The organism is Parafilimonas sp. (assembly GCF_051953455.1).
Lineage (GTDB): Bacteria > Bacteroidota > Bacteroidia > Chitinophagales > Chitinophagaceae > Parafilimonas.
On record NZ_JBQCIT010000014.1, the window covers coordinates 286,239 to 309,711 of the forward strand.

Annotated in this window: 15 protein-coding genes; 6 read left to right on the plus strand and 9 right to left on the minus strand. The window is 34.7% G+C overall.

All coding sequences use genetic code 11. The features are described 5' to 3' along the window. Nucleotides 1-233 precede the first annotated feature (233 nt). From ACTHN6_RS05930 to ACTHN6_RS05940, 3 genes are all read left to right on the plus strand, one after another. Nucleotides 234-4,364, plus strand: a complete 4,131-nt coding sequence (locus tag ACTHN6_RS05930) for an NACHT domain-containing protein (protein WP_440434804.1) — start codon at nt 234-236, stop codon at nt 4,362-4,364. Between the two features lie 85 nt (nt 4,365-4,449). Further along, nucleotides 4,450-5,214, plus strand: a complete 765-nt coding sequence (locus ACTHN6_RS05935) for a helix-turn-helix domain-containing protein (protein ID WP_440434805.1) — start codon at nt 4,450-4,452, stop codon at nt 5,212-5,214. Nucleotides 5,215-5,289: 75 nt separating this feature from the next. Beyond that, the gene (locus ACTHN6_RS05940; protein WP_440434806.1) at nt 5,290-5,682 is read left to right on the plus strand and encodes a DUF1398 domain-containing protein; all 393 of its coding nucleotides are present in this window, start codon (nt 5,290-5,292) and stop codon (nt 5,680-5,682) included. 305 nt (nt 5,683-5,987) lie between these two features. On the opposite strand, the gene ACTHN6_RS05945 is transcribed toward ACTHN6_RS05940, so the two are convergent. The 6 genes from ACTHN6_RS05945 to ACTHN6_RS05970 form a co-directional block, all read right to left on the minus strand. Then, nucleotides 5,988-6,863: a hypothetical protein gene (locus tag ACTHN6_RS05945; protein ID WP_440434808.1), complete on the minus strand. Its 876-nt coding sequence runs from the start codon at nt 6,861-6,863 to the stop codon at nt 5,988-5,990. Continuing rightward, complete coding sequence (locus ACTHN6_RS05950) at nt 6,835-7,212, minus strand: hypothetical protein (protein ID WP_440434809.1); 378 nt, start codon at nt 7,210-7,212, stop codon at nt 6,835-6,837. Before ACTHN6_RS05950 ends, ACTHN6_RS05945 begins: the two co-directional genes overlap by 29 nt. Before the next feature lie 228 nt (nt 7,213-7,440). Continuing rightward, nucleotides 7,441-7,932, minus strand: coding sequence for a hypothetical protein (locus tag ACTHN6_RS05955; RefSeq protein WP_440434810.1), 492 nt, complete (start codon nt 7,930-7,932; stop codon nt 7,441-7,443). Further along, the gene (locus tag ACTHN6_RS05960) at nt 7,932-14,249 is read right to left on the minus strand and encodes a SpvB/TcaC N-terminal domain-containing protein (protein WP_440434811.1); all 6,318 of its coding nucleotides are present in this window, start codon (nt 14,247-14,249) and stop codon (nt 7,932-7,934) included. Before ACTHN6_RS05960 ends, ACTHN6_RS05955 begins: the two co-directional genes overlap by 1 nt. A gap of 76 nt (nt 14,250-14,325) precedes the next feature. Then, a complete protein-coding gene (locus tag ACTHN6_RS05965; protein ID WP_440434812.1) occupies nt 14,326-14,784 on the minus strand; it encodes a T9SS type A sorting domain-containing protein in 459 nt (152 codons plus the stop codon). Between the two features lie 18 nt (nt 14,785-14,802). After that, nucleotides 14,803-15,870, minus strand: a complete 1,068-nt coding sequence (locus ACTHN6_RS05970) for a hypothetical protein (protein ID WP_440434813.1) — start codon at nt 15,868-15,870, stop codon at nt 14,803-14,805. A gap of 918 nt (nt 15,871-16,788) precedes the next feature. Between ACTHN6_RS05970 and ACTHN6_RS05975 the strand changes: the two genes are divergently transcribed. The 3 genes from ACTHN6_RS05975 to ACTHN6_RS05985 all read left to right on the plus strand — a co-directional run bounded on the left by ACTHN6_RS05975 (nt 16,789) and on the right by ACTHN6_RS05985 (nt 19,202). Beyond that, nucleotides 16,789-17,997, plus strand: a complete 1,209-nt coding sequence (locus ACTHN6_RS05975) for a TlpA family protein disulfide reductase (protein ID WP_440434814.1) — start codon at nt 16,789-16,791, stop codon at nt 17,995-17,997. 352 nt (nt 17,998-18,349) lie between these two features. Then, nucleotides 18,350-18,751 (plus strand): hypothetical protein, encoded by a 402-nt coding sequence (locus ACTHN6_RS05980; protein ID WP_440434815.1) that lies wholly within the window; start codon nt 18,350-18,352, stop codon nt 18,749-18,751. Between the two features lie 55 nt (nt 18,752-18,806). Further along, the gene (locus ACTHN6_RS05985; RefSeq protein WP_440434816.1) at nt 18,807-19,202 is read left to right on the plus strand and encodes a response regulator; all 396 of its coding nucleotides are present in this window, start codon (nt 18,807-18,809) and stop codon (nt 19,200-19,202) included. Between the two features lie 77 nt (nt 19,203-19,279). On the opposite strand, the gene ACTHN6_RS05990 is transcribed toward ACTHN6_RS05985, so the two are convergent. The 3 genes from ACTHN6_RS05990 to ACTHN6_RS06000 form a co-directional block, all read right to left on the minus strand. Next, nucleotides 19,280-20,047 carry a GLPGLI family protein gene (locus ACTHN6_RS05990; protein ID WP_440434817.1) on the minus strand — a complete coding sequence of 256 codons (768 nt, stop codon included), beginning with the start codon at nt 20,045-20,047 and terminating at the stop codon, nt 19,280-19,282. 29 nt (nt 20,048-20,076) lie between these two features. Further along, nucleotides 20,077-22,860, minus strand: coding sequence for an outer membrane beta-barrel protein (locus ACTHN6_RS05995; RefSeq protein ID WP_440434818.1), 2,784 nt, complete (start codon nt 22,858-22,860; stop codon nt 20,077-20,079). Nucleotides 22,861-23,037: 177 nt separating this feature from the next. After that, entirely contained in the window at nt 23,038-23,460 is a 423-nt protein-coding gene (locus ACTHN6_RS06000) for a MauE/DoxX family redox-associated membrane protein (protein ID WP_440434819.1), read from the minus strand. Nucleotides 23,461-23,473: the final 13 nt, after the last annotated feature.

The following is a 23,473-nucleotide window of genomic DNA, read 5'->3' on the forward strand; positions in this document are numbered from 1 at the left end:
TTATAGACCATCTATCTCTTAGTGATATAGTTTTTTAGTTTAAAGTTAGAAGAACTGTGTATAATAACTAAGCATTCGCTGTGCCTTCCAGACAAGCAATGGAAGCGTTATTAAACGAAACTTGCGATTGCTGTGGTTACATAATAGTTGCAAATGTGGCATAAACATTTTTCCACACGTCTGTCAATAAAATAAATTTTTCATACCTTATTTATTGCTTACTTATTGCATCTATGATTTCTAATTCTCTAAACTGGAACAAATTTAACTGGGACTATTTCCAGCAACTTTGCATACTTATTGCCGAGTTTAAATTTCCTGGGTGTGATTTTCAGGAATATCTTAAACAAGGCAATAAACAAAGCGGCACAGATTTATTAAGTTTTAATTACCAGCATGGCCAGCAACTAAATGTACAATGTAAAAAAGTAAAAAAACTAACTGAAGCTGATCTTGAAAAAATAGTATCCGAATTTACAGGGAACGAACTTGCAGCAAAGAGTAGTCATTTTATATTAGCCACCAGCATAGATACCAATAACAAAAAATTAATTACTGCAATTGCAAAATTTAAAGAAGAATTATTGAGTAAGTACGGAATCGAATTTCATTGCTGGGGTAGACAAGACATAGAAAAATACCTTAAATCTAACTGGGGAATTGTCAGTCACTTTTTTGGGAAGGAAGCTGCTGACTTATTCTGCATTCCGCAACAAAAATATATATACATAAAGCCGGTAAATGACTATATACCGCGCAAAATTTATAAGTCTGTTTCAAAAGGCATTGAGTGGATGAGTTGGAATAGTGGGAGGCAACTTGATGATCTTATACCATTACTTGATAAAGAAAGAATTTTAAGCAAGAGGATTTGCATCATTGGAGATGCATATCAGGGCAAAAGCAGTTATTTAAAGCAAGCTGCATTTGAATTGCAGCATAATGCTTCGGGTTTACAGCCCCTGTTTCTTGAAATCAAAGATGTGTTTGTCGCATCACTTGAAAGCATACTCGATGAAAAATTCCGCTATTGGAAAAATATTCCTTTGAAAGATATAATGCTTTTTATTGATGGCTTAGATGAAGCTCCGACAGATAGGTTTAGGGACATTGTTACACATATTAAACAGTTTGCAGATTCTTATCCTTCCGTAAGCATTATAGTGACCTGTAGAAAACAATTTTATGATCAATTAGGAATTAAAGAAAAGCTTCAACAATTTGAGTTATTCGAATTGTATGGTATCCGACAGGAAGACCGTAATAATTACCTGAGCAGAATATTAAAAGGAAGCATAGACGATTTTGTATTATTAGCTGATAAATCAAAAATTACTGGTTTTTTAAGCCACCCTTTCTATCTTGTTAACCTGGTTGAAGAATATAATATGTCAGGGCAAATACCTTCGAACAGGATTGATATTATTAAATTGTTTTTAAACAAATCATTTGAAAACTCTTTAAAAAGGCGCATAAAAAATGGACAGGTTATACAAGACGCTCATATCAAATTTGAACAAGTAATCATTCGCTTTGCCTTGGCCATGCAGTTTGCCGGTGTAAATGCCTTTAAATATGAACAAGTACAAGAACTTTTTGATATTGATGAAATAGAATTACTCCGCCATAACTCTATGATTAGTATCAATAACAATTCATGGAGTTTTGTAAACGCAATGTTCCAGGAATATTTAGCTGCACTATTGCTTTCTCAACTATCTTTTCAGCAAATAGTTAAATATTCTACTGTTGGTACGCATATCAGAAAAATAAAAGGCAAATGGGTTCAAACAATATCAACCTTATTGTCAATCCTTCCCTTAGAGAATCCATTATATAGTCAAGTATTTAGTTTAATTGAACAGGATAATATAGAGCTTCTTTTTCAAACCGAACCGTCTCGATTTGATTCAACATTTAAATTAGACCTGCTTCAAAAGCTCATTGAAAAATGTATAAAAACAAATGCCAGAACTACAATAATTTATGAAGATACGATAGGCAGATTTATTGATGGTATTAATACAATTACTTCTTATTTATTGAGTTGTTTGAATAGAAGAGATGTTTCTGAACGCATCAAGGACATGTGCATACGCATACTGTTATTCACAGATATACCTGCAAAATTCAAAACCGAAATTTTGGAAACTGTGGTTAATGGAATTGACCATACATCAGACCCCTATTATGCGGGGCAACTGGTTAAACTTTTAACTTCTAATAAAATTGGCAACCTGGATTTGTTGAATAAGTTAAGTAAGTATTTTCCTGAAAAACATGCATACAGAGATGATTTGTATAGCCTAATTACTGCTTTGAGGCTAAGTGATAGTTTTTATGATTACGCTTTGGCTGGAATACCATTTCTTATAAAGTATAATAAAGAAATAGATCATCATGGATCTTCATTTAGCCTCGAAGATTTACTTGTATCAACAAATTCAAGGGCAAATTATTGGAAGCTTTTTAATAAAATGCAGGATAAAAGCTGGCTTGAACTTTATGGTAGCCGGAGCGTTACTAGTAAAGACTTTATTGCAAAATTATTTGATAAATGCATAGAGATTTATAAAACTGATCCCTTAATTATTTTCCCCATTGCCTTTTATATTCCTGCGATTGGCAAACAACATTTACGAGAAGACTTTAAAGACATTGATCGATTTTTGGAAGAAACAGGTACTCACTGGGTAGTAACGCGAATTTTAATAAAAAAGATTTTTGCTGACCACAATTGGGAGATAGGGGCTTTAATAACCTCAGATACTTATGACTATGTCCTATTCGAATATGAAGAGACAAATGACTTAAAAGGTCTACAAAATTGCCTTAGCGGCCTTCGATATAAACAAAAAGAAGAAATTTCTAACCAGTTTTCCCAGTTATGTGAAGATGCAACCGAAGGAAGGATTTTTGATAAAAGACACTGGGGGGAAAATGAAACCTATTTAAAGTTGGAAGAACAAAGAAGGCTAAACGATAGAAAATACATAGCCACTGTAATAGCTTTTAAGCAAGGTGTAATCAATTACTTTAATGCTTACGGGAAAAAAGCCATACCAGACGATGAACTATATATTGATGTAGATAACAGTTTTGAACGTAGAAAATTTGATTCGCGTTTTATTTTTAGTTTTTTATCGAAGTTTAGAAATAAGAAGGAAATAGTTCTATTGAATGATTGTTTAAAATGGTTAGATAATGAAAAGAATTTTGAAATTTTTAGAATTGAAGAAATACTTCACTATTCTATTAATGAGGAAGACAAGCAGTTTTATCTGGAAATTTTGAAAAATTATTATTATAAAAAATTGCCTGAAGCAAATTTCGAAAACTGCAAATGGGAAGAGGGTGACCGGTTTCATTGGCGGAAGCTTGAGATAAGATTAGGCAATATTTTTGAAAAGTTTGAACTGGAAACATCCGAATCGTATTTAATTGAGATGATATGGTTAGATGCAGGAGGCCTTAGAACATTCGAAACAAATAAAGTAAATAATAGGCAGTCAATTGCAGAACTCATCATTAAGAATCTCTCACCAGCTGGTATTGGAAAATTAAAGGAGCAAATTTTATTAAATATCCAAAAAGGAATAAAGCTCGATAGTGTTTTGGGTACTCATTTAGCCTTGTGCAGGCAATTAAAAATAAAAAAGGCCAAAGATGAAATTTTAAATATTATTCTTGAAAAAAGATATGGGAGATTATACCTTGGCGATATTGCGGATATTTATCTGGAGTTAGGTGGTAATATTAGTAGTCTTAGTGAATTTATTTCGAGACTAGATAATTATAATGAATATTGGTACACCCATTTAATAGAGCTAATAGAGCCTACTTATCCTGCTGAAGCAATTTCATCCCTTACTAAGGCTTTGGAGTCTTCAACAACAAGCAATGAAACAAAAATAGTTGCTGCAAGACATCTCGCTCATTTAGGAGATATATACGGTTTTAAGTTTCTTATGAATTTTGTTAGGATAAATAAAAAATCTCCTTACTCAATACAGGGACGCTTATCCATTCACAATGTTGATACTGTCTTAGCATTAAAAGAAATAGAAGATTTAATGTATCTGGTTGTTGAGGAGCGTTTCAAAAATCATAGTCATTTTAGTGAAAATGCAAGTAATATTTTGCTAGAATTATTGAATGGCTTTGCCGGAAAAAGTGAAAGCGACTTAGAAATTGTTACCAAATTTTGTGAACAATCCATGGCTCATTTGCTCGAAGAAGGTTACCATAACGCTACTGATTTTAATTTTTACAATAATAGAATGATTGAAAACTTTAGGAATTCCGATCAAACAATCGTCAATATTTCCGAGATTCAATCCATATTAAAAACTATAGATCGTTAAAATTGCTATGCTTAAATTTTTCCTAGATCGTATCACGATGTCCTCAATCTTTGATTAAATTTTCAATCTGCAACTTCACATAAAAATGAGCTTCTATAAAATCATACCAATAGATGAGTTAAAGCCTTATATAAATCACTTTGCAATCTCTGAAAGTTTTCAACAAAGCATATACAAAGTTTTTCCTTCAACAAAACTTGTCATAGGTTTTCAATACAAAGGATTTTTAAATTCCCTCGAAAATAATGTACAAAATACTTTGGCAACAGCAGGCATTACCGGCATACAAAACAGTTTCAAAATTTTTGAAAACACCGTCGTTACAGGAACTGTTCTTGTTTACTTCACAGCAACCGGTTTTGCTTATTTTTCCGGTTTACCAGCACATGAATTATTTGATCAGAGTGTTTCGCTTGACAACATCTTTGAAAAAAATAAAATTGACGAAACGCAGGATAAATTATCATCGGCTGCATCACATACAGGCAAAATAAAAATTATTGAACAGTTTTTGTTGTCGCAACTAAAAGAGAGAAAAGAAGACAAACTAATTGTTGAAGCTGTTAAACTTATTTATCAATCAAATGGCTTAATTAAAATAAAAGAGTTAGCCCAAAAGCTGTTTGTCAGCCAGAGCCCATTTGAAAAAAGATTTCGAAGCCTTATCGGAACTACTCCTAAAAAATTTGCTTCTATCATTCGTTTCAATGCCGTTTTAAATGATTTGGAAAAAGCGAAGTCGCTTACCGATTTATGTTTTGAACATAATTTTTTTGACCAGGCACATTTCATAAAAGATTTTAAACAGTACACTGGCGACACGCCGGATAATTTTAAACGGCTTTTGTAATAAACGATTTTTTACAATACAGGCTTTACCCATTATTCGAGTTTTGCAGCATTATTACAATTAAAAAATTAAATAATGTTTACAATTGAGCAAATTAAAGCGGCACATTCTAAAGTTAGAAGCGGCATAGATTTTCCATCGTATGTGCAGGAAATGAAATCTTTAGGCGTTTTATTTTACGAGCATTTTGTTTCAGACGGTCACATTCAGTATAATGGTAGAAACAACTTTATCCTTTCGGTGGATGCAAAATGGGCGCCGGTGGAGGTTGCAGAAACAGGTAATATGGAAAACCTTAAACATAGCCTGTTAATTCACCAACAGGGACAGACCGACTATCTCACTTTTTGCAGGCAGTCTGCAGAAGCAGGTGTTGAAAAATGGATAGTTGACATGCAGCATATGACCTGTACTTATTATGATAAGCCTGGTAATAAAATGTTGGCAGAAGATATTCCAATTGTTTAAACAAATTTTAGGCTGGCTTGTAATGGTAGAAAGCAACGTGGGTTCTGCAAATAAAAAATCCCGCCAAGACTGGTGGGATTTTTTCAACCCTAAACCCTTAAATACTAAGTTAAGAAAAGTATTGTTTCAGCACAAATTTGGTTTTTAGTTTAATTTTCTAACAGGTAAAAACTCACCGGTTGAATGATCAATTTTAAATTCAAAAGTCGCATTCTGGGGAATTGAAGCAATTAGACCACCTAACAAACCAAACATTAAATAAGCAGAAGAAACAATTGTGGTATTACCGGCTTCTTTTCCAGTACCTATAAAATAGAAATCATTGTGTTTTTTATTGCCGGGTAAATGCCATAATTAGTTGATATGTATAATTGCTCACCATCGCAAATAGCATAATAATTTTTTGTTTTAATAGGCTTCCCCTTTGTATAGCCATCTTTAACAGAGTAAAAAACAGGGATATTTTTTACTGAATGTATTTCTGCTATAAAATTTGTATCAGTTGGCTGGTTGTTTTTGAATGCTTCATAATTAATATACAAACCTTTTTGCGGTAACAGAACATTATATACCGGAATGGATTTCTTTTCTAAATCATCAATATCTTCAATGTCTGTATATAAGTAGGAAGTCTTTTGAAGTTGGATTGTATCAAAACCTGCTGCACGCTTAATAATGTTACCAAGCTGTTTACTTGCTTCTTCTTCTAATTTTTTTGTTACATCCCACATTGATCTTAATGTTACCGAAGTATCAACGGTAAACATCAAATCATAACTGTAATTGTTTTTAAAATAACATCCGGCTTTAAAAACAAATGTTCCTGTTTCAGCAGTTGCTTTTTCAGCTTCTGAAATAAAAAAGCTACGAATATTAACAAGCACTGTTCCATCTTGTTTACTGGCACCAGCAATGCAAGCATTTGCGAATTGCTGCACCTCTGCATTCATTGATTGCCCTAACTGAAAAGGCGCTTTACGGTTAAATGCGCCTTTTTGCACAAAGCCCATGTAAACAGTATCAAACCTTGTATCTACAACTTCTATGTTAGAAAAAATTGAATTAGCTGTTTGATTATTCTGAGGTACCAAATGAAGGTATTCTGGTTTTTGTGAAAAGCCAGAATACGATAAAAATGAAAAAAGAAAAAAATTAATTATGCGGCAATTTTTTATAGCCATTTTGTGGTAAATTTTTGATATCCGAGGAATCTGCAATCACGGTTGTCGCTTCATTTCGATTTGGGTTCAATGGATAGAACTTAATAAAATATTTAGTACCGTCGATTTTAAGTGGCAGGGTTGTAAATCCGGCATAGCGATTACCTTTAATTCGAAATGTAAATTTAGTATTAATTCCTTCAGCCTTTTGAGGGGCTCCTAAAGATATATTATCAGTTATTGCATAAAAGTGTTCTCTTTTCAAATAAAATTTATCAACAATACCTTTTGCAAAAGGGCAAATCATACCCGCTGCAACTAATAGAAGTATTATATAAGTAATGATCTTCTTCAACTTCCATTTCTTCATACTTCTAATCGTTATCATTTATCATTATGTAGGACATCACCCTCATCAACTCTAAGGCCTGTTGTGTAAATCTTATAATAATTGCCAAATAAGCCACTCTAACTTAGATGATACTTGTTTTAGTTCCAGCTTCCTTATTGGACGAGATCTTTAATTTTACGATGGAGATTAAATGTAAGCGCTTCAAGGTGCTTAATCATTTATTTTATTAAGATGGTGTGGTGTTGCTTACATTAATAATAAATCAGATTTTGGTGCATTTTTAATTTCAGTTTTCTGCTTTAAAATATCGTTAATAAATTTAAGAAAACTTTTAATATGATAGGCCTGAGTGCAGTTTTGCATATAAAAGTCGTTACAACTCTCATCTATTTCTATTTTTTGCACTAATTGATCATCCCTCGAAACATTTAACGTCGTGAATATCTTAGGCATGATATTACACTTATCATTAAAGTGCTTGAAAGAATCTATTTTATCTAAATGTAGGCTATAATATCGTTCTTGGATGGCTTCTTTTTCTTTGTGAGATAGGGTAAACTTTATTTCCATTTTCCCTTCTAGCCTTTCGACTATATACACACCATTCTTTAAATCAATTTTTTGAGTTAATTCATCTATAAAAAAGAAAACCTGATGTTGATCCTTCTTTTCGTTATCACAGGAAATTCCATTTATAACGATAAATGCGGCTATAATAATTAAGCTTAAAAATTTCATTATCTGGGAATTAATCCAAAATTTAATTTGCCAATCAAATTAAGCCATGAATATGCTTTAGGATATTGGCCATCACCAACAAGACTTCTATAAGCGTTTGTTAGCCATGGCGACAAGTTATAAGCCTTAGAGTATACTAAACTATATGATGATGCAGCCTTCTCGCTGTATGTATTATAAATATTGCTGCCAAGACCTAAATTTATATGATATGCATGGATGAATTCGTGGGCAATGGTCATATGTGCCAAATTTACGCCGTTACTGTTATATCCAGCGACACCAGGACTGATATGTATTGTGGATTTTAACGTGCTAAACCATCCTCCTCTATAATCACTGGTATAACCACCGACTAAACCTCCTTTGCTATTATATATCATATTATTTGAAGCATCGTAGGTATAACCTTTAGGTAAATCGCTTGCATTTCCCAACATAACCTTAGTGTTGAAATCTGATTCTAATTGATCTGTGTTACCAATATGGTTATCAATATAACTATCCAATTGCTCTTGAGAATCAAACGTCTCTCCGGTGAGAGAGGGATCCCCTGGCAGCTGGCTATCCACAGGTTTCAAGGATAATCTTTTTATTGCGCCCTGAATTCCCCCAGTGATTCCTCCGATTAGAGCCCCTGTTCCAATACCATTTAAGATGTTTGAGCCGTTAAGCGCTGAATTTAGGCCTCCTGTAACAGCACCAGTAATTGCGCCATTTGCTATTCCTGATCCAACCATTCCCAAACTTGCAAAACTTCCATACAGCAAACTTCCGCCTATATATCCTCCTACTGCACCAACTGCTGCGCCCTTTACAAATCCCCAAAACGGAGATTTGCCTTGTTCAAGAGATTGGATTGTTCCAAACACACCACCAACCACAGCACCTATGATGATAGGAGCCAGAAAGAAAAAGTTACCGTCAGGATCGGTGTAAACTAATGGATTATTATTTGCATACCCATACCTGTTATATCCCTGCGTATTCCAGGGCAGAGGCACGTAATTATCCGGGCTAATCATTCTGCCCGTTAAATAATCGTACATGCGCCCATTCATGTTTATGAGAGCAAATTGCACTACATGCTCATGACCGGTGTAACCACGATAAAGCCAGTCCGGTAAAACAGGAAGACCTGAATACGTCCAATTGGCAGCACTTCTTCTTCTGCCCCAGGCATCAAAGTTTTGCTCTACCACAACGGCCCCTGTCGCATTTGTAAGCGTAAGTATGCTACCCAAATGATCTGAATAAACATAATAAGGTGTTATAGTGCTGCCTTCTTTTACAATAATAGCACACAAGCCATTGCCTGCATTGATATAATGTATATCCCTTGTAACACCACCTTTCGTTTGCCTTTCAAAAGCGCCCAGGTAATATTTGGTTTCGATAACTGCACCACTTTGCTTTAATACACTTTTTATGCGCTGCTGATTTTGTCCGTAAGTATAGGTGAGGTTGTAATCATTTTCAGTAAGCGTTGCAGCTTTTAAAAAAGGCGTATAAGTAATCTGTTGCAGGTTTTGGGAAATCACACCCGGCGGTGTTGTGCCGCCAGCCGTACTGGTTATGTAAGCTACAGCATTTATTTTACCTGTCTTATAGGTATAATTACCAATGTCAGACTTGCTTTGAATATTACCATATGAAGTACCGTTTGTATTATCATAGATTATTGTATATGCTGCTGATGTTCCCACTTTTGCGCTGGTAAGCCGATTAAGATTATCATACAGAAAATTCTCTGTAAGGCCTTTAATCGCATCTTTTCTCCAATCCAAATTGCCTGTGCCGCCATTAAAATTCATATTCAAATCCTGGATGCCGGCTGTATAATATCTCGTAGGCGTCCCTTTCGCCAGGTCGTAAGTTACCGTTGAAGCTTTGCCATTACCGTAAGTATAACCCGTGTATATGCCTTTGCTGTTCATGGCAGTAGCCGTAAACAATGTTGTTGGCGTGCCGGACCCCATCGTGGTTTTGGTAAGTATGCCATTCTTATCATACGTATCATTAATAATAACGCCGGAAGGATAAGTTGTTTTATTCAGGTTGCTGTAAGCATCATACCCCATTGTTTTGGTGAATGTAGTTCCATCGAACACAACCGATTCGCTGGTTGGCCTGCTTAGATTATCATACGCATAACTGGTAACATCACCGGCAAAGCCTGTTATTTTGGAAAAATTATCATTGCATTTACCGGATGCGGCATCTTTGTAATATTCATAACTGGTAGTTCCTTCTGCACCGGCGCGGGTTGTAACACGGCCAAAAGCATCGTAAACCATGTTCGTAACATTTCCTTTGGCATCTGTTTGCTTTGTGATCTTACCCAGTGCGTCATACTCATAGGCTATTGTACTTGCATTTATATCCTTTAAGGAAGTTTGCCTTCCATAATCATCATAAACGGAAGTAACCAGAGCTTTGCCTCCCAGCCCTACCTTCGTTTGATTACCCCAGCTATCATAGGTAAAGTTTAGCTGACCACCATTATCAATGGCATTTACAATGCGCCCGGCGCCATCCTGTGTTTTACTGCTCGACTGGCTGGCCCCATTTGTTGTAGTTACTTTAAACTTGCCACCAGAGAGCTTTGCATAAGCAGTTGAAATTGAAGTCATGCCATTGGCAACTTTTATCTGCCTGCCATAATCATCATAGGTAAACAAGTTTGTTACGGTCGTTTCGCTTGTATAATGAGGGTCTGTTTGCGAAAAAACTCGTCCTTTGTAATCATAAACAATACTACTGGTAAGGTTTTGCCCATTAAAGCCGCCGGTTTCTGTTTTTACAGTCCTGCCGAGTACATCGTAATACACTTTTTTATACATACCCCCATCTGCCACACGTTGCGAAACAACGGAATACCTGGCCCCCGTTGTTTCCCACCCGATAGTTTCTGTTATGGCATTTCCATCAGGGAATGTTGTTTTATTACGCCTGCCAAAACCATCATAGGTATAGTTTGTTACCAATCCATCCGAAGCCGTTGCCGATGCCAAAAGCCCAAAATATGGATCATACGTATATTTTTCTGTTTTCGTAATGCCGCTTCCCACCATTTGTTTCTGTAACAGGTAACGGCCGGAATAATCGTAGCTTAAATTTGTAACAGGTGTTGTCGTACTTGGGGCCGAAATAACAATTTTTGTGATATTGCCAAAACCGTTATATGTGTTTGTTGTCGTGGTAGCCAATGCCGTTCCTGCAAAGTCGGTAACCGTGATCACATTGCCTTTGGTATCGTATGTATAAGTTGTTTTTTTACTTACCGCAGTTTGCCCGCTTCTTGTACTGCTTACCGTTACAGATTCCGGTGCGGCAGGAACAGGCGTGTTATGTGTACCAAAGACCGTTGTGGTAGTTGTCGTTTCCGTGGCTGTAAACGTTGAGCTATTCATGTAACCCTTGCCTGTGACATTTGTGGTGATATTGTTATAAGTATCGAATGTATTTGTGCTTTGTGTGGCAGCGCCGGTTAAGCCATTGGTCTCGTTCGTTTCTGTGACGCGGTAAGTATATCTCTTATCAAAAGAATTACCCGGGTATACCCTCGTAAGCACATTGGTAAGCTTGGTATCTGATATTGTGGTTGTGCCATATGTAGTTTTTTGTTCAGTTACATAAGGTATCAACAGGTTGGCATCAATCTCTGATATTCTTGTCTGAACAAAATTTGTTGCATAATTAGTTTCAGTTAACTGTTTATATCCTAAAAATCCACGTACAGGGCTTACAGCCGCATCCTGATAACTATATGAAAGTGTTGTGGTTCCACCAATGCCATTAGGCATGACGATACCTGACAACGCATACAGCGGTGCTTTAATAACCATATAAGGGTTACCATTTGTTTGCTGTCCCGGGCTTTGGTTAGGATTGTCATAATCATAGCTCGTAGATCGCTGATACACAGAACTGCTCGTTAGAAGCGCATAATTATAGTTTGTCTGGTTACCCAGCCCGTCAATAGAATTTACAAGTAACCGGTCTTCTTTAAATGGCTTGGGATATATAAACCGGCTAACTGTTCCATTTAAAGTCAACAGATCCTCTTTGCCGTCGCCGTTAATATCGCCATAAATAGTCTGGGTATTGGTGCTTTTATTAATGCTTTCTGTTCTTGAATATGTGTAAGGGGCAAATGCCGTGGTTGAATTCTGGCCAGGCATTGGTATACCGTTGCTATAGTAAATAGTATGCAGGGAATGTAAGCCTCCACTTGCATCATCCAGGGAATGCCATACATCAGTTTTGCCATCACCATTAAGGTCTGCGATCATGAGTAAATGAGCGTTGGTTGCTCCATTATCACCTTCCAGGTACGGCTTTTTCTGAAAAATAAAGGGAAAAGAGGTATATACAGTACCAGTACTATATAAAATGTTCCAGGCCCCATTTGGATCAGTCTCAGAAGACCTGACTAACAGATCAGTATTTCCATCACCATTAAAGTCACCAGGCAAAACCCTGTAGCCGGTTTTAATAGCCGCTGTTGTATAAAGTTTAGTTGCCGCCCAATTATAACCTGTTGTTATTGAAACAGGATAAACCGATAATATATAGCTTTGGGAAGATTTTTGAACCAATATTTCGGTTTTACCATCACCATTAAAATCTATTGGAGTAACATCCGTTGCATTAGCTACAGAATTTGCATAGAATGGGTCTGTTGATGTGCCTTCAACACCAAAGCCGGTGATTTCCTGATTTACAATGCCTTTTTTAGGAGATGAAAAGAATGCTTTGAAGGAATTGGTACTATTTATGCCTAAGATCAATATATAATCCTGAACTCCGTCTCCATCAAAATCACCCGGGATAAAATTGGTACCGTTTTTATAAGAATACTTGAAATCCTGCGTATATGAACTTACATGCGGAATTGAAGGGTATTGTACTGTTTTGTAAGTCTGGCCTTGTGTGGCAGTATAAAACCTGGAATAGTTTATTGTAATACCTGTATATATCATTTCAGTACCGGAAAGGTTCCAATTGGCCATTAAAACATCTTGCTTGCTATCTCCGTCATAATCAAACGTTAGAAAGTTATAATAATTGGTTGAGCCTTTTATCTGGGACGCCTGCGTGCTTCCGGTAGGAAAATTATAGGTATAAGCTATAGACATAGCCGGCTGGCCGACATAGCTGCTAAATTCATCAAAAACTGCATATTGTGTATAATGCGGCCATCCATTGTTATCATAATATAAATAAGCAGCAACCAAATCCTGTTTTCCATCGCCGGTTATTTCACCCGTATAAGTATTATTATAATTAAATTGTCCATAAGAAGGAGAAACATCTACATCAGCAGCAGCAGTATTTGAACCATAGGTAAATCTTAAGGGATTCAAATTTTCTATACCAGAACCGCGCTCATTTTCTGTAAAAGTCTGAAGGAAATACTGACCATGTAATGACGTATAACTACATGAATATGTTTTGGTAGTAACAACAATATCATCTTCATGAATAACTTTAATGGTGCTTAAGAGAAACGGGGTTGTAAAAGACGCCCCTGAAACAAAGCTCTTTTGCGTTTGCCAATTAGGCTTTACGGTATAAGTAAATTGAACTTTATCCAATGGAGCTATACCTTGTGTGGTATTTCCTGTATAATCAATTTCTGTTAATGCAAAATTCCTGTCTGTATTACTGACGCTGTATTTAAAGTCTTCATAATTACCATTAATATCCGTTATACGGTTTAATAGCCAAACCAGATTGCCCGTTTGTGCATCGTTCAGCAATTTAGTATTGGTTGCATTACCATATTCCATTACCGTACCATTCTTAAGCGTTACTTTAAACCATGTTGGCCCGCTTGTCTCAGTACCTCCAAATGATTCTATCTTATTATATTGCTCATTTTCTGTTCCATACACAGTCCCATTCGCGCCATTTGTACCTGATGTAACAAACAACCTTTGACCATCCAATACAAAAGCATCATTGGTATTGGTAAATGAAACCGGCGCATTTATGCCATTATAATAATTTGATTTTCCAGCACGAGTTATCGTTGATATTGCCGACAGGCTCCAGCCCCAACCAAAGTTGCCGTCTCCACCCTGTGAATTATACACCAGGCTAATGTTGGGCTGTAAGCCATTAATGCCTGAAGTAGTTTCGATCGGTATAGTGTAAGTAAGACCGCCTGCGCCATTTGAGGCGCCTAAACCGCCTGTAGAGCCGACGGGCTTCGATAAGTCTATCGTCTGCGCCTGTAAAAACGAAATTGCAGGGAGGCATGTTGAAATAAGCAAGAAAGTCAGCTTGACAATAAGGGTATAATTTTTCATTTTCGAGGAATTATCGATTTCTTAAAAACTATTATTGGTTGTTTGAAGTTTCCTTAGCAGTTGTATACAACTTATGTTATTTACTCTTGATGACTTTCATCGTTATTGAATGTTGATCCTGCTTTATGGTAACGAAGTATTCTCCTGAAGGATAATGTGACAGGTCATAGGTTAAAATATTGCCGCTTTCTGTTTTCTTGAGTAGAGTTCTTCCGGAAGCATTACTGATCGTTACAACGGCTTTATTAAGTGCTTTAAATAACTTTACGCTAAAAATACCTGTCGTCGGATTTGGATAAAGCACGTCAACCTTAAGCACATCCTCCATCGATATCTTTGCATTTTCTGCAACCGCCTCGTCATTTCCTCCGACAAGGCCATTATTACAGACATATTCCCTTTTAGTGCGGTTACCAGCTGGATCGTATGTATATACAATGCCACAAGAACCTACAGGCAATGTTTGGGCTTTTAGTTGTGATGCAGCTATAAAATCTGCAATAATCACGATCAGAATAAGTAAAAGCTTTTTCATATTTAAAAGATTTAGGAATTAATCAATGCTTATTGTACCGGTTGCCATATTCAGTTGTGTTGCTTCAACTTTTATGGAAGGATTGATATTTAATGCTGTTCTATAAACATGCGCGTCATTAAATGGATTATCATCTCCTTGCCGCTTTCCAATGTATCTGCGCCAGAAAAAAGCCTGGTTCTTTCTCGTACGATAATCCAGGTATTTTGATAACGTAAAGCTGCTGCCATCTTTTTCAATAGCGTATAGTTGTCCATCCTGATAACGATACAGTTCGTTGTTAATGCTTATTCCCCAGGCATTTGCAATCAATTGCGAAGAACTGTCTGCTGTTAACTCATATAATTGAACTTGATTTGAGTTTGAATCAACCAGCGTATAGAAATTTGTTATAGAAGGAGCATTATCTATAAATTCCTGGAATGATTTAAATACGCCCGTTTGATAAATGCTGTCTGACAAAATTTTCAGATTGGTTTCAGCCTGAAGAGATTGAATCAGACTTGATTTGGTCAAAGGTTTATTTCCGATCTGGCTAAACTGCAGTTGTTGTTTTATAGCTGATGAAGTATTTGCTACAGATTTATCATATAGAGTATTTATTGCAATAGCAAGTTCTTCACCAAGATCAATATTGGGATCAGTTGAAACCAATGTCGTATCGAACAAATTCTCTAATTGATACCCACTGAGTGTATTGTTATATATATCCGCCGAAAGTTTTACAAAAGATGTTATTCCAGCATTAGAAGAATCCTTACCTACTCTTAAGGCATTAAAAACCCAAAGGGCTTTTTTTCCGCTTGTATCAAAAGAACTGCTAAAAGCCTGGCCAACATATTCCTGCAGCCAGCGTTGAACACCTTTAGATATAATCACATTGGTTCTTACATTAGGATATTCTGAAGGTAAAATTCCCATAAATGTGGAGTCGCCAAGGTTACTCATTATTTCAATAGAGGCAATACTTGGGGACAAATCTCTTTGGAGAACGGGAATTTCCAAATCTACGCTGCTGTTATCCTGGGCAGTAACAAAGCCTGCTATTGCCAGCAAAAAAAAGAGGGTTGTGATAGTCTTTTTCATTTTAAATTTCAGTTTATGGCGTCCAAGTATATTGAGCTGTACATAACCAAGGCCTATAACCGATAATAAATAGAAGTTAGTCTTTCCTTGTCATAAATCTCTTTAGAAGCGTGGGCAAAGAGAACTTTTAAATATGTTCTTTACAAACAAAAGATGTAAATATAGACGACCTTATGCGCGAAATTGCTTCCATTAATCAGGTTTTAAACTTCAGAATGTAATTGGTTTCTGTGACTATAATTTTTAGGCTTTAGCAGTTTAAAGGGTTTCTGTTTAGGGCCTTTTAAATAGCCGCAGCAAAGATTAAACTCTAAACCGAATTGACAAAATTAATTTTATATTAAGAAGCGATAGTAAGAGTAACTATTTAATGTAACAAAACTGCAGCTAATAATAACTAAGATTTGTTGCGTCCGCAGAACGAACAATGAAAGCGCTGTTGAATTAATATTATTACTTCTCATAACCAAAATCTGTAGCCGCCTCTTTAAAGTAATTCACCGGATCATTTACCGGGTAAGCTTGTTCCATAAAACGCATAAAAGAAAACTGGGCAGTAAGAAGCAGTTTTATCGTAAAAATTGCAGGGATCCTGCAAGCTCATAAATAAAACAATAATTAAAAATTAATCGCTGCTTTTCAGCAATTTGCAAGTGAATAAATGCGAGATAGTAGATGCTTTTTCTGAATTTTCCCGATATAATTTGGAGGCTTTTTTTGCGTTAACAATAAAACTGTTCAGGAATGCGTTCGTTAAGGCTTTTTTTGCTTATACTATCTTTTAACAACATAGCCGTGTTTAGCCAAAATAAACAACCGGCAAAACCACGCTATTATTATCAACAGCAATTTATTGCAAAACACTTTTTAAAACATTCGGCTTCTTTTAAATTCAACGAACCTTCACAGGTTGATAGCATGTTTTCAGCAATTGATAAAGCATGGAAGCAGTTCATTTTAGATTCCATGGCTAGTAAGACTAACCTGCCACAAAATGTATTGAATAACCTGGATGCCTATTCTTACTTCTGGACAGTTATAAGTATTGCAGCGAACCATCAAATAAACGATACAATTGAATTTTATTTATATAGAAACTATATGCTGCCTTCCTTGCAAACAGATGTTGGATTTATTTCCAAAAATCCTCTGTTGTTAGATCAAAATTTAATCTGGGCTGGCTCCTTAGCTAACACTATTATAATAGGGGAAAAATATTATAGTGATACAGGTGCATTCGGGTGTCTTTATGCTATTGCAAAAAGTTTAAGCCAGCAATTGCTTGCATTCCAAAACGCTAATGTTGATACAACCAACTCTTTAAAAAAACTTTTATCAATTTTGAATAATAACTCGTGTGAACTGGAATCCAAAAAATATTTTATTGATAATAATGTTGATTCAGCTTATGCTTTTTTGTTAACCGGCATTTCAAGTAATAAGTTTTACAAACCCAGGGCTGTAACATTTGCTAAAAGTCTTATCGGACATTATATGGCAGCCGGTGAAAAAGAAAAATCTTTAGCCCTATTGAATAATTTGGCTTTAAATATATCTAATGACATTTTACCGGCAGACACTTTAAGAGAATGGTATAGGCAGGTTGATCCTATAAATGGTTTGGATATTTACAGAGCAATCGAAAAAGAACGTACAAGAATGGATTACGTTGTTTCAGTTAAACATCCCATTAGGCTTCCACAAAAATGGAATTTTATGGCAAATGCAATTCCGACAGAAAAGCTTAAAGCTGCAAAATACATTTTGGTTGACTTCTGGTATTCTGCCTGTTCACCCTGTATTGCAGAAATACCTGCCTTAAATGATCTTTATAATAAATTAAAAAATAATACTGATGTAATTTTTGTTTCAGTAAATACGGATTTTACAACCACGAACAAGAATGAACAATATATTCAGGCATTAATTAAGCAACATCAAATTCAATTTCCTGTAGTTTACGATAATACACAAGTAAACCTGAGCGGGCAACTAAACATTAGCGGCTACCCTTCTAAGTTTATCCTTAATATAAAAGGCGAAAAAATAGTAAAGGCAGACAGCTCAATGATAACATTGGGCACCTTTTACAACTATATAAATACAATAAAAACTAAGCCGCATTAATACATTAAATGGCAAACAACTAAATCCGAAATATGCCAAGATCTACCCGAATGAGTAGTTTTTAGATGGTATGCATAAAACATAAGCTTCGTGTGGTATTTTTATATCACTTGTACATTTTCGGCGCTGATATAGCAAAATAAACATCAAAACCAACTAATAAATAAATTAATTAAAAGCTCGATAATATATGCTCATAGATTCCAAAAGTTCAATGGCTTAAATATTTCAATAACCGATTGTATTGATATACTAGCCTGCTTACTTCATTTAGTTCAATATATAAAAGTCTGATATTCATATGCCGGATTCACCAGTTTTATTGCGCCTGACATCAACCAATTCACATTTCATGTTTTTTAAGTCAGCATTTGCTATCTATAGCAAGTTGGTTAGTGCCGGAATATTTGACTTGCCTGCAAATATTAATATACATGTTTACAAGCAATTGCACATTGCATTTTCAACACCTGATAGCGAACCTGTTTCACGCATATCTCTGTCTGGCACACAAATAAATATACTTTGTTGCTGCATTGCAGCAATATGTAGTTCGCTATTGGGGAATGATCGTGAATCTTTTAAATCAAGATGCGCCATTGCATTACCCCTGCTGGCGGAAAACTGGGATAAAAAATTCCTTCAGAACGTATACAAAACTTTAAGCAGGTACAAAGAACAGTTTGAAAATTTTTCTGGATTTGATGAGGTATTATATCATAGTTCACTGACTCATCTCACTAAACCCGAATAACCCTGACCAAACAAAAAAGGGAATACATAAAACTTACTCATCTTAAGAAACAGTTATGCTTAATACAAATAATGATATAAAGCTTGGCATTGCAGATGACAATAAGTTTTTTCGTGAGGCTTTATCAGAAGTACTGAACAGTTATGGTTTTACAATAATCTTTAAAGCGGTTAATGGATATGATTGCATAGATAAAATAAAGTCGGCCACAGAACTGCCCGACGTATGCATTCTTGACGTGTTCATGCCTGAAATAGATGGTTTTGAAACTGCCCGGATAATTAAAAAACAGTGGCCGAAAATTAAGCTTATTGCCTGCTCTACAAATAATGAAGATTATATAATTGAAGAAATACTTGCGGCCGGCGTGGATAAATTTCTTTCAAAAGGCAGTGAAGCAGAAGATGTAAGAAATGCTATTATTGAAATGGCGAATGAAAGTATTTTGTAATTTATGCCCCAATATGCCGATAATCAAATACAAAAAATATTGTTATACAGCCTGATGAACATATGTAACAGTCGGTATTAAAACATAATAAGTTGTTCGATTTTGTTTTCATTTTTTTGGTAATCTTGAAGAAGCGGATGCAACGCTTTTTGAAAAGATTCTTGAGTTACTTTTTTGCCAATTAGGGGAGGCGCAATATCACTATTGTTATTTAGATCCGAGAAAATTTTCTTTGCAAATATTGTAAAATGTAAAGAAGGAACAGCCAGCCCTAATATCATTCCGGGCAGACCATTAATTGATTCAGGGCCGCCTGAACAGTTAATAGCATTAGTATAAAATGCTACGATATATAATGAATCCATGATAATTGCATTGGCGCGACGACAGTGAAAACCAGCAATTTCCCTCGTCTCTTCTGTAATTTTCCATTTGATATTTTCGATAGTATCTTGTATTACAAATATTTGCTCAAAAATTTTTCTTTGACTAATTCTAATTCCGTCTTTGAAATTCAAATAAATTGAATTATCACTATCGAAATATTTCCAAATCAAGCTATTTCCACTCTGGGTGTTTTTTAATGATCGCTTGTAAAGGGTTTCATTGTCTTTAAAATATAAGTCAAATAATATTGACTTAAACTGGGGGTTATTTTGTTTATATTGTTCAATGGATTGACCATATATATTTTGATCGTTCGCATCCACGTAACTATACATATTAACCTTTTTTTCAAACTCTATTCTCCCTTCTCGAAGAAGAGCGATATTTTGACCCTTAACGCATACATTACTGATTATCGTTAAAATAAATAATATACCTGATTTATAAGTGTTCATCATTAATTGGTTTAGTTTATAAAACCGCAACCTCAGTTTTTACTCTTATTAAAATTTAAAGTACCAGATAGTAAAATATATCTTCTTATAGTTGTGAAGGTGTTTTGAGTTATATAGTTAGTGTTTATGTTTCTTAATATGCCGATGTTTTGATTAAGTATGTCATTACACGAAAGTGTAAATTTCAAATTATCCTTTTTCATAAGCTTTTTACTTATTCCTACATTCCAAATAGCCCTGCGAATATTATTATCAAAAATTAAAGATTTTTGCTGAAAATTATAGTTAAGATCAGATTGTAACTGCATCTTAAAAGGCAAGAATACGATTAGGCTTGGGTGCAAATTGTATGTCCAGTATTTAACTATACCTGCTGCTTCAAGATTTGATTTTGAAGTATTATAGCCACCTGTCAAATCTATCCTTAAGTCATATTTTTCAACTTTAGTTTTTCCAACATAAATACCTCCGCTATAAAACGCAGATCGGTTTTTGCTTAAAATTCCATTTACATAATTAACGTAATTATTAAAATTAGTGTTAAGGTTAAGGCTAATATTTAAATCAGGCTTTTTTAAACTAAAATCATAACTACTATATAATGTCAAATTTTTATTTCCATTAATATTTACAAACTGGGAAGTTGTAATACTGGTTAAAGTATCAGTCGTAGTATAATTTGTAATACCATTTCTTGTGAAAGAATAGCTAATAGTAGCATAAAAATAGCGTTGCGCTACATCTTTATTATCATTAAAAGTCACCTGAAAATTATTTCTAAATGAAGGGTTTAAACCTGGATTGCCAACAACAAGATTAAAAGGATCTTCATTTACAATAACAGGCTGCAATTGGTTAATTAATGGTTGTTGAGAATTTCCTTTATAGTTGATACTTAGCCGCCTTTGAGTAGAAAAAGAATATGCAAGCATGGCCCGCGGATACCAATTGATAAAATTACGGCGTATTGATGTGTCAATGTCAATATCGTCCTGCTTATAACTTGTTATTCCAATATTACTTCCAAAATTAATTAGCCATTTCTTGCTCGAATAATTATAGCTTACACCTGGCAGATATGTATATTGCTTATACTGATAATTATTGCTAAATTCTTCATTTAATATACTATAATCTCCGCGAGTAGATTTGTCAAAAGTTTTTCTACGAGATTTAATGTTATTTACTATAATACCATAGTTAATAGCCAAACTCGAAGAGGTCGATAGTGGCTCGGTATAAATTGCTTTAGACGTAAAATTAAATCCTGAAGTATTGCTGATTTTTTTTTGATCGATTACGCTAATGCTATCGATTTTTTTAAAAAAAGTTTTGGAATACAGGAACCCATTTATATCGTTTAAAACATAGTTTTCATTAAAACTTATTGATATTGTACGACCCGCCTTTTTAAATTTCTTACGCCAGAGAATACTGCTAATTAAGGTTCTGTTGTCTCCCCTGCCTTTAATTTCCCTTGTATTATCACTTATTAATAAACTGTCCTCCCCAAATGTTTCAGATTCATAACTATTAGTGGTAGTTTTATGACCAGTTGATCCATCAAAAGAGATTTTTACTGATGAAAAAGAATCTATCTCCAGATCATAGGTTCCATTTAATTTATTACGAAAGTTTAATCCAGAGAAAGATTCAGATTGATTACCAAAATTTTTAAGGCCTGGCAGGTTATTTTGGAATACAGTTTTAGAATTTCCTTTAATATTTAGATTAGACGTCTTATAATTTGTGTTGATGGACTGTTTATCATCATCCCACTTATTATTAAAATGTAATCCACCGGTCTGAACTAGAGGTAAACCTCTGCCATCATAGTTACCAGACCAAGAATTTATTCCCTCATCATCATTAGAAATGGAAATGCTAAGATCACCTGCGTCTCCGATTTGTACGCCGCTGTTTGCAACATCTCCATAATTCTGTTGATCTTTCCATCCTAAACCTCCTACACCTGTATTTGATATAATAGCATAAGAAGCAAATTTCATTTTATCACGAAATAGATTAATCATCGCTTGGTTATCAAAATAGCCACTAGATCCAGCTCCGCCATTCACCTTTCCGAAATATCCATTCTTCTTATTTGCCTTAAGCTTTATATTAATTGTTTTATCTTTAATTCCATCATTAATGCCAGAAAATGCTGCTTGCTCACTTTTTTTATCATAAGCTTGAACTTTATCAACCATATCAGCCCGTATGTTTTGTGTTATCAAGGTAGGGTCATCTCCAAAAAATTCTTCGCCGTCAACCAACACTTTTTTTACCTTTTTGCCTTGAAATGTTATTACGCCAAACTTGTCGACTTGCATGCCGGGCAATTTTCGCAGTAATTCTTCAACAGTAGAATTAGGTTGAACTTTGAAACTATCAGCTATATATTCAGTAGTGTCTCCTTTTATTTTAATAGCAGAAACAGTTTGCCTTACTACAACTTCTTCTAACAAGTGTTCTTTCGTACTGAGAACAATATCTGGAAGAAGTAGATTAGCTTCATTTTTCGTTACAATAGCATCAACATAATCTGGATAGTTAGGATGTGATACAATTAGAATATATTTTCCTGAATTGATATTCTCTAACCTGAATTTTCCAATAGAATCAGTCCATGTGTATCTTACGAGAATCGAATCTTCGAGTTTAATTAGTGCAATAGAGCTGCTAGAAATAAATTCATGATTTGAAGTATCCAAAACTCTTCCGCTAATTGTTACATTTTGCGAATAAATAGCAGATGAAAAGGCTGGTAACAAAAAAAGGAATATTACCGTTCTTTTTTTTAAAAGGGAACACATGGTTAAAAATTAAAATTTTCTAGCAATAACTTGTAAGGATTTATATGTTTATATATTATAGTGATACCAACCCTTTGTTTTATAGATGGTCAACTTGTGTTGACACCATTGCATATCAAAGTCTCTGTGGGCATGCTCTTATATTTCCAGTAAATAGAACAAAAGAGAAATATCCAATTATTTTTTAGTTGCCTTATTTTCTGAAGAATATAAAAAAATTCCCAGCACACTTAAAACAATAAAGAAAATGTTGAAAACCAAGTGCGATTTAAAGCTTAAATTATTCAATATACCACCACAAGAACATCCAGAATAGTTTGAGTAGCTATTTAATAGAACGAGATAAAAGGTGAATGCACACATTAAAATAAAAGAAGCATACAATCCCCAAATTGTTTTAAACAATAGCAGGATTACAGTTAATATCTCTATTGTAGGAATAAAATATGATATAAATCCTACGAATTCTGTTGGCAGTATGGAAGATTTTAAAAGCTTAATAACGAAATCTTGGTAATCAATTATTTTCAACATTGATGTATATGTAAATAAAAGAGTTAGCAAATAAGTTATTAATTGTTTCAAAACATTTAATTTCATTAATAAAATATTA

Bases quoted from the DNA above. Each gene is read 5' to 3' on its own strand.
- ACTHN6_RS05930 (WP_440434804.1), top strand. From the start codon at position 234: ATGATTTCTAATTCTCTAAACTGGAACAAATTTAACTGGGACTATTTC.
- ACTHN6_RS05935 (WP_440434805.1), top strand. From the start codon at position 4,450: ATGAGCTTCTATAAAATCATACCAATAGATGAGTTAAAGCCTTATATA.
- ACTHN6_RS05940 (WP_440434806.1), top strand. From the start codon at position 5,290: ATGTTTACAATTGAGCAAATTAAAGCGGCACATTCTAAAGTTAGAAGC.
- ACTHN6_RS05945 (WP_440434808.1), bottom strand. From the start codon at position 6,863: ATGGCTATAAAAAATTGCCGCATAATTAATTTTTTTCTTTTTTCATTT.
- ACTHN6_RS05950 (WP_440434809.1), bottom strand. From the start codon at position 7,212: ATGAAGAAATGGAAGTTGAAGAAGATCATTACTTATATAATACTTCTA.
- ACTHN6_RS05955 (WP_440434810.1), bottom strand. From the start codon at position 7,932: ATGAAATTTTTAAGCTTAATTATTATAGCCGCATTTATCGTTATAAAT.
- ACTHN6_RS05960 (WP_440434811.1), bottom strand. From the start codon at position 14,249: ATGAAAAATTATACCCTTATTGTCAAGCTGACTTTCTTGCTTATTTCA.
- ACTHN6_RS05965 (WP_440434812.1), bottom strand. From the start codon at position 14,784: ATGAAAAAGCTTTTACTTATTCTGATCGTGATTATTGCAGATTTTATA.
- ACTHN6_RS05970 (WP_440434813.1), bottom strand. From the start codon at position 15,870: ATGAAAAAGACTATCACAACCCTCTTTTTTTTGCTGGCAATAGCAGGC.
- ACTHN6_RS05975 (WP_440434814.1), top strand. From the start codon at position 16,789: ATGTTTTCAGCAATTGATAAAGCATGGAAGCAGTTCATTTTAGATTCC.
- ACTHN6_RS05980 (WP_440434815.1), top strand. From the start codon at position 18,350: ATGTTTTTTAAGTCAGCATTTGCTATCTATAGCAAGTTGGTTAGTGCC.
- ACTHN6_RS05985 (WP_440434816.1), top strand. From the start codon at position 18,807: ATGCTTAATACAAATAATGATATAAAGCTTGGCATTGCAGATGACAAT.
- ACTHN6_RS05990 (WP_440434817.1), bottom strand. From the start codon at position 20,047: ATGATGAACACTTATAAATCAGGTATATTATTTATTTTAACGATAATC.
- ACTHN6_RS05995 (WP_440434818.1), bottom strand. From the start codon at position 22,860: ATGTGTTCCCTTTTAAAAAAAAGAACGGTAATATTCCTTTTTTTGTTA.
- ACTHN6_RS06000 (WP_440434819.1), bottom strand. From the start codon at position 23,460: ATGAAATTAAATGTTTTGAAACAATTAATAACTTATTTGCTAACTCTT.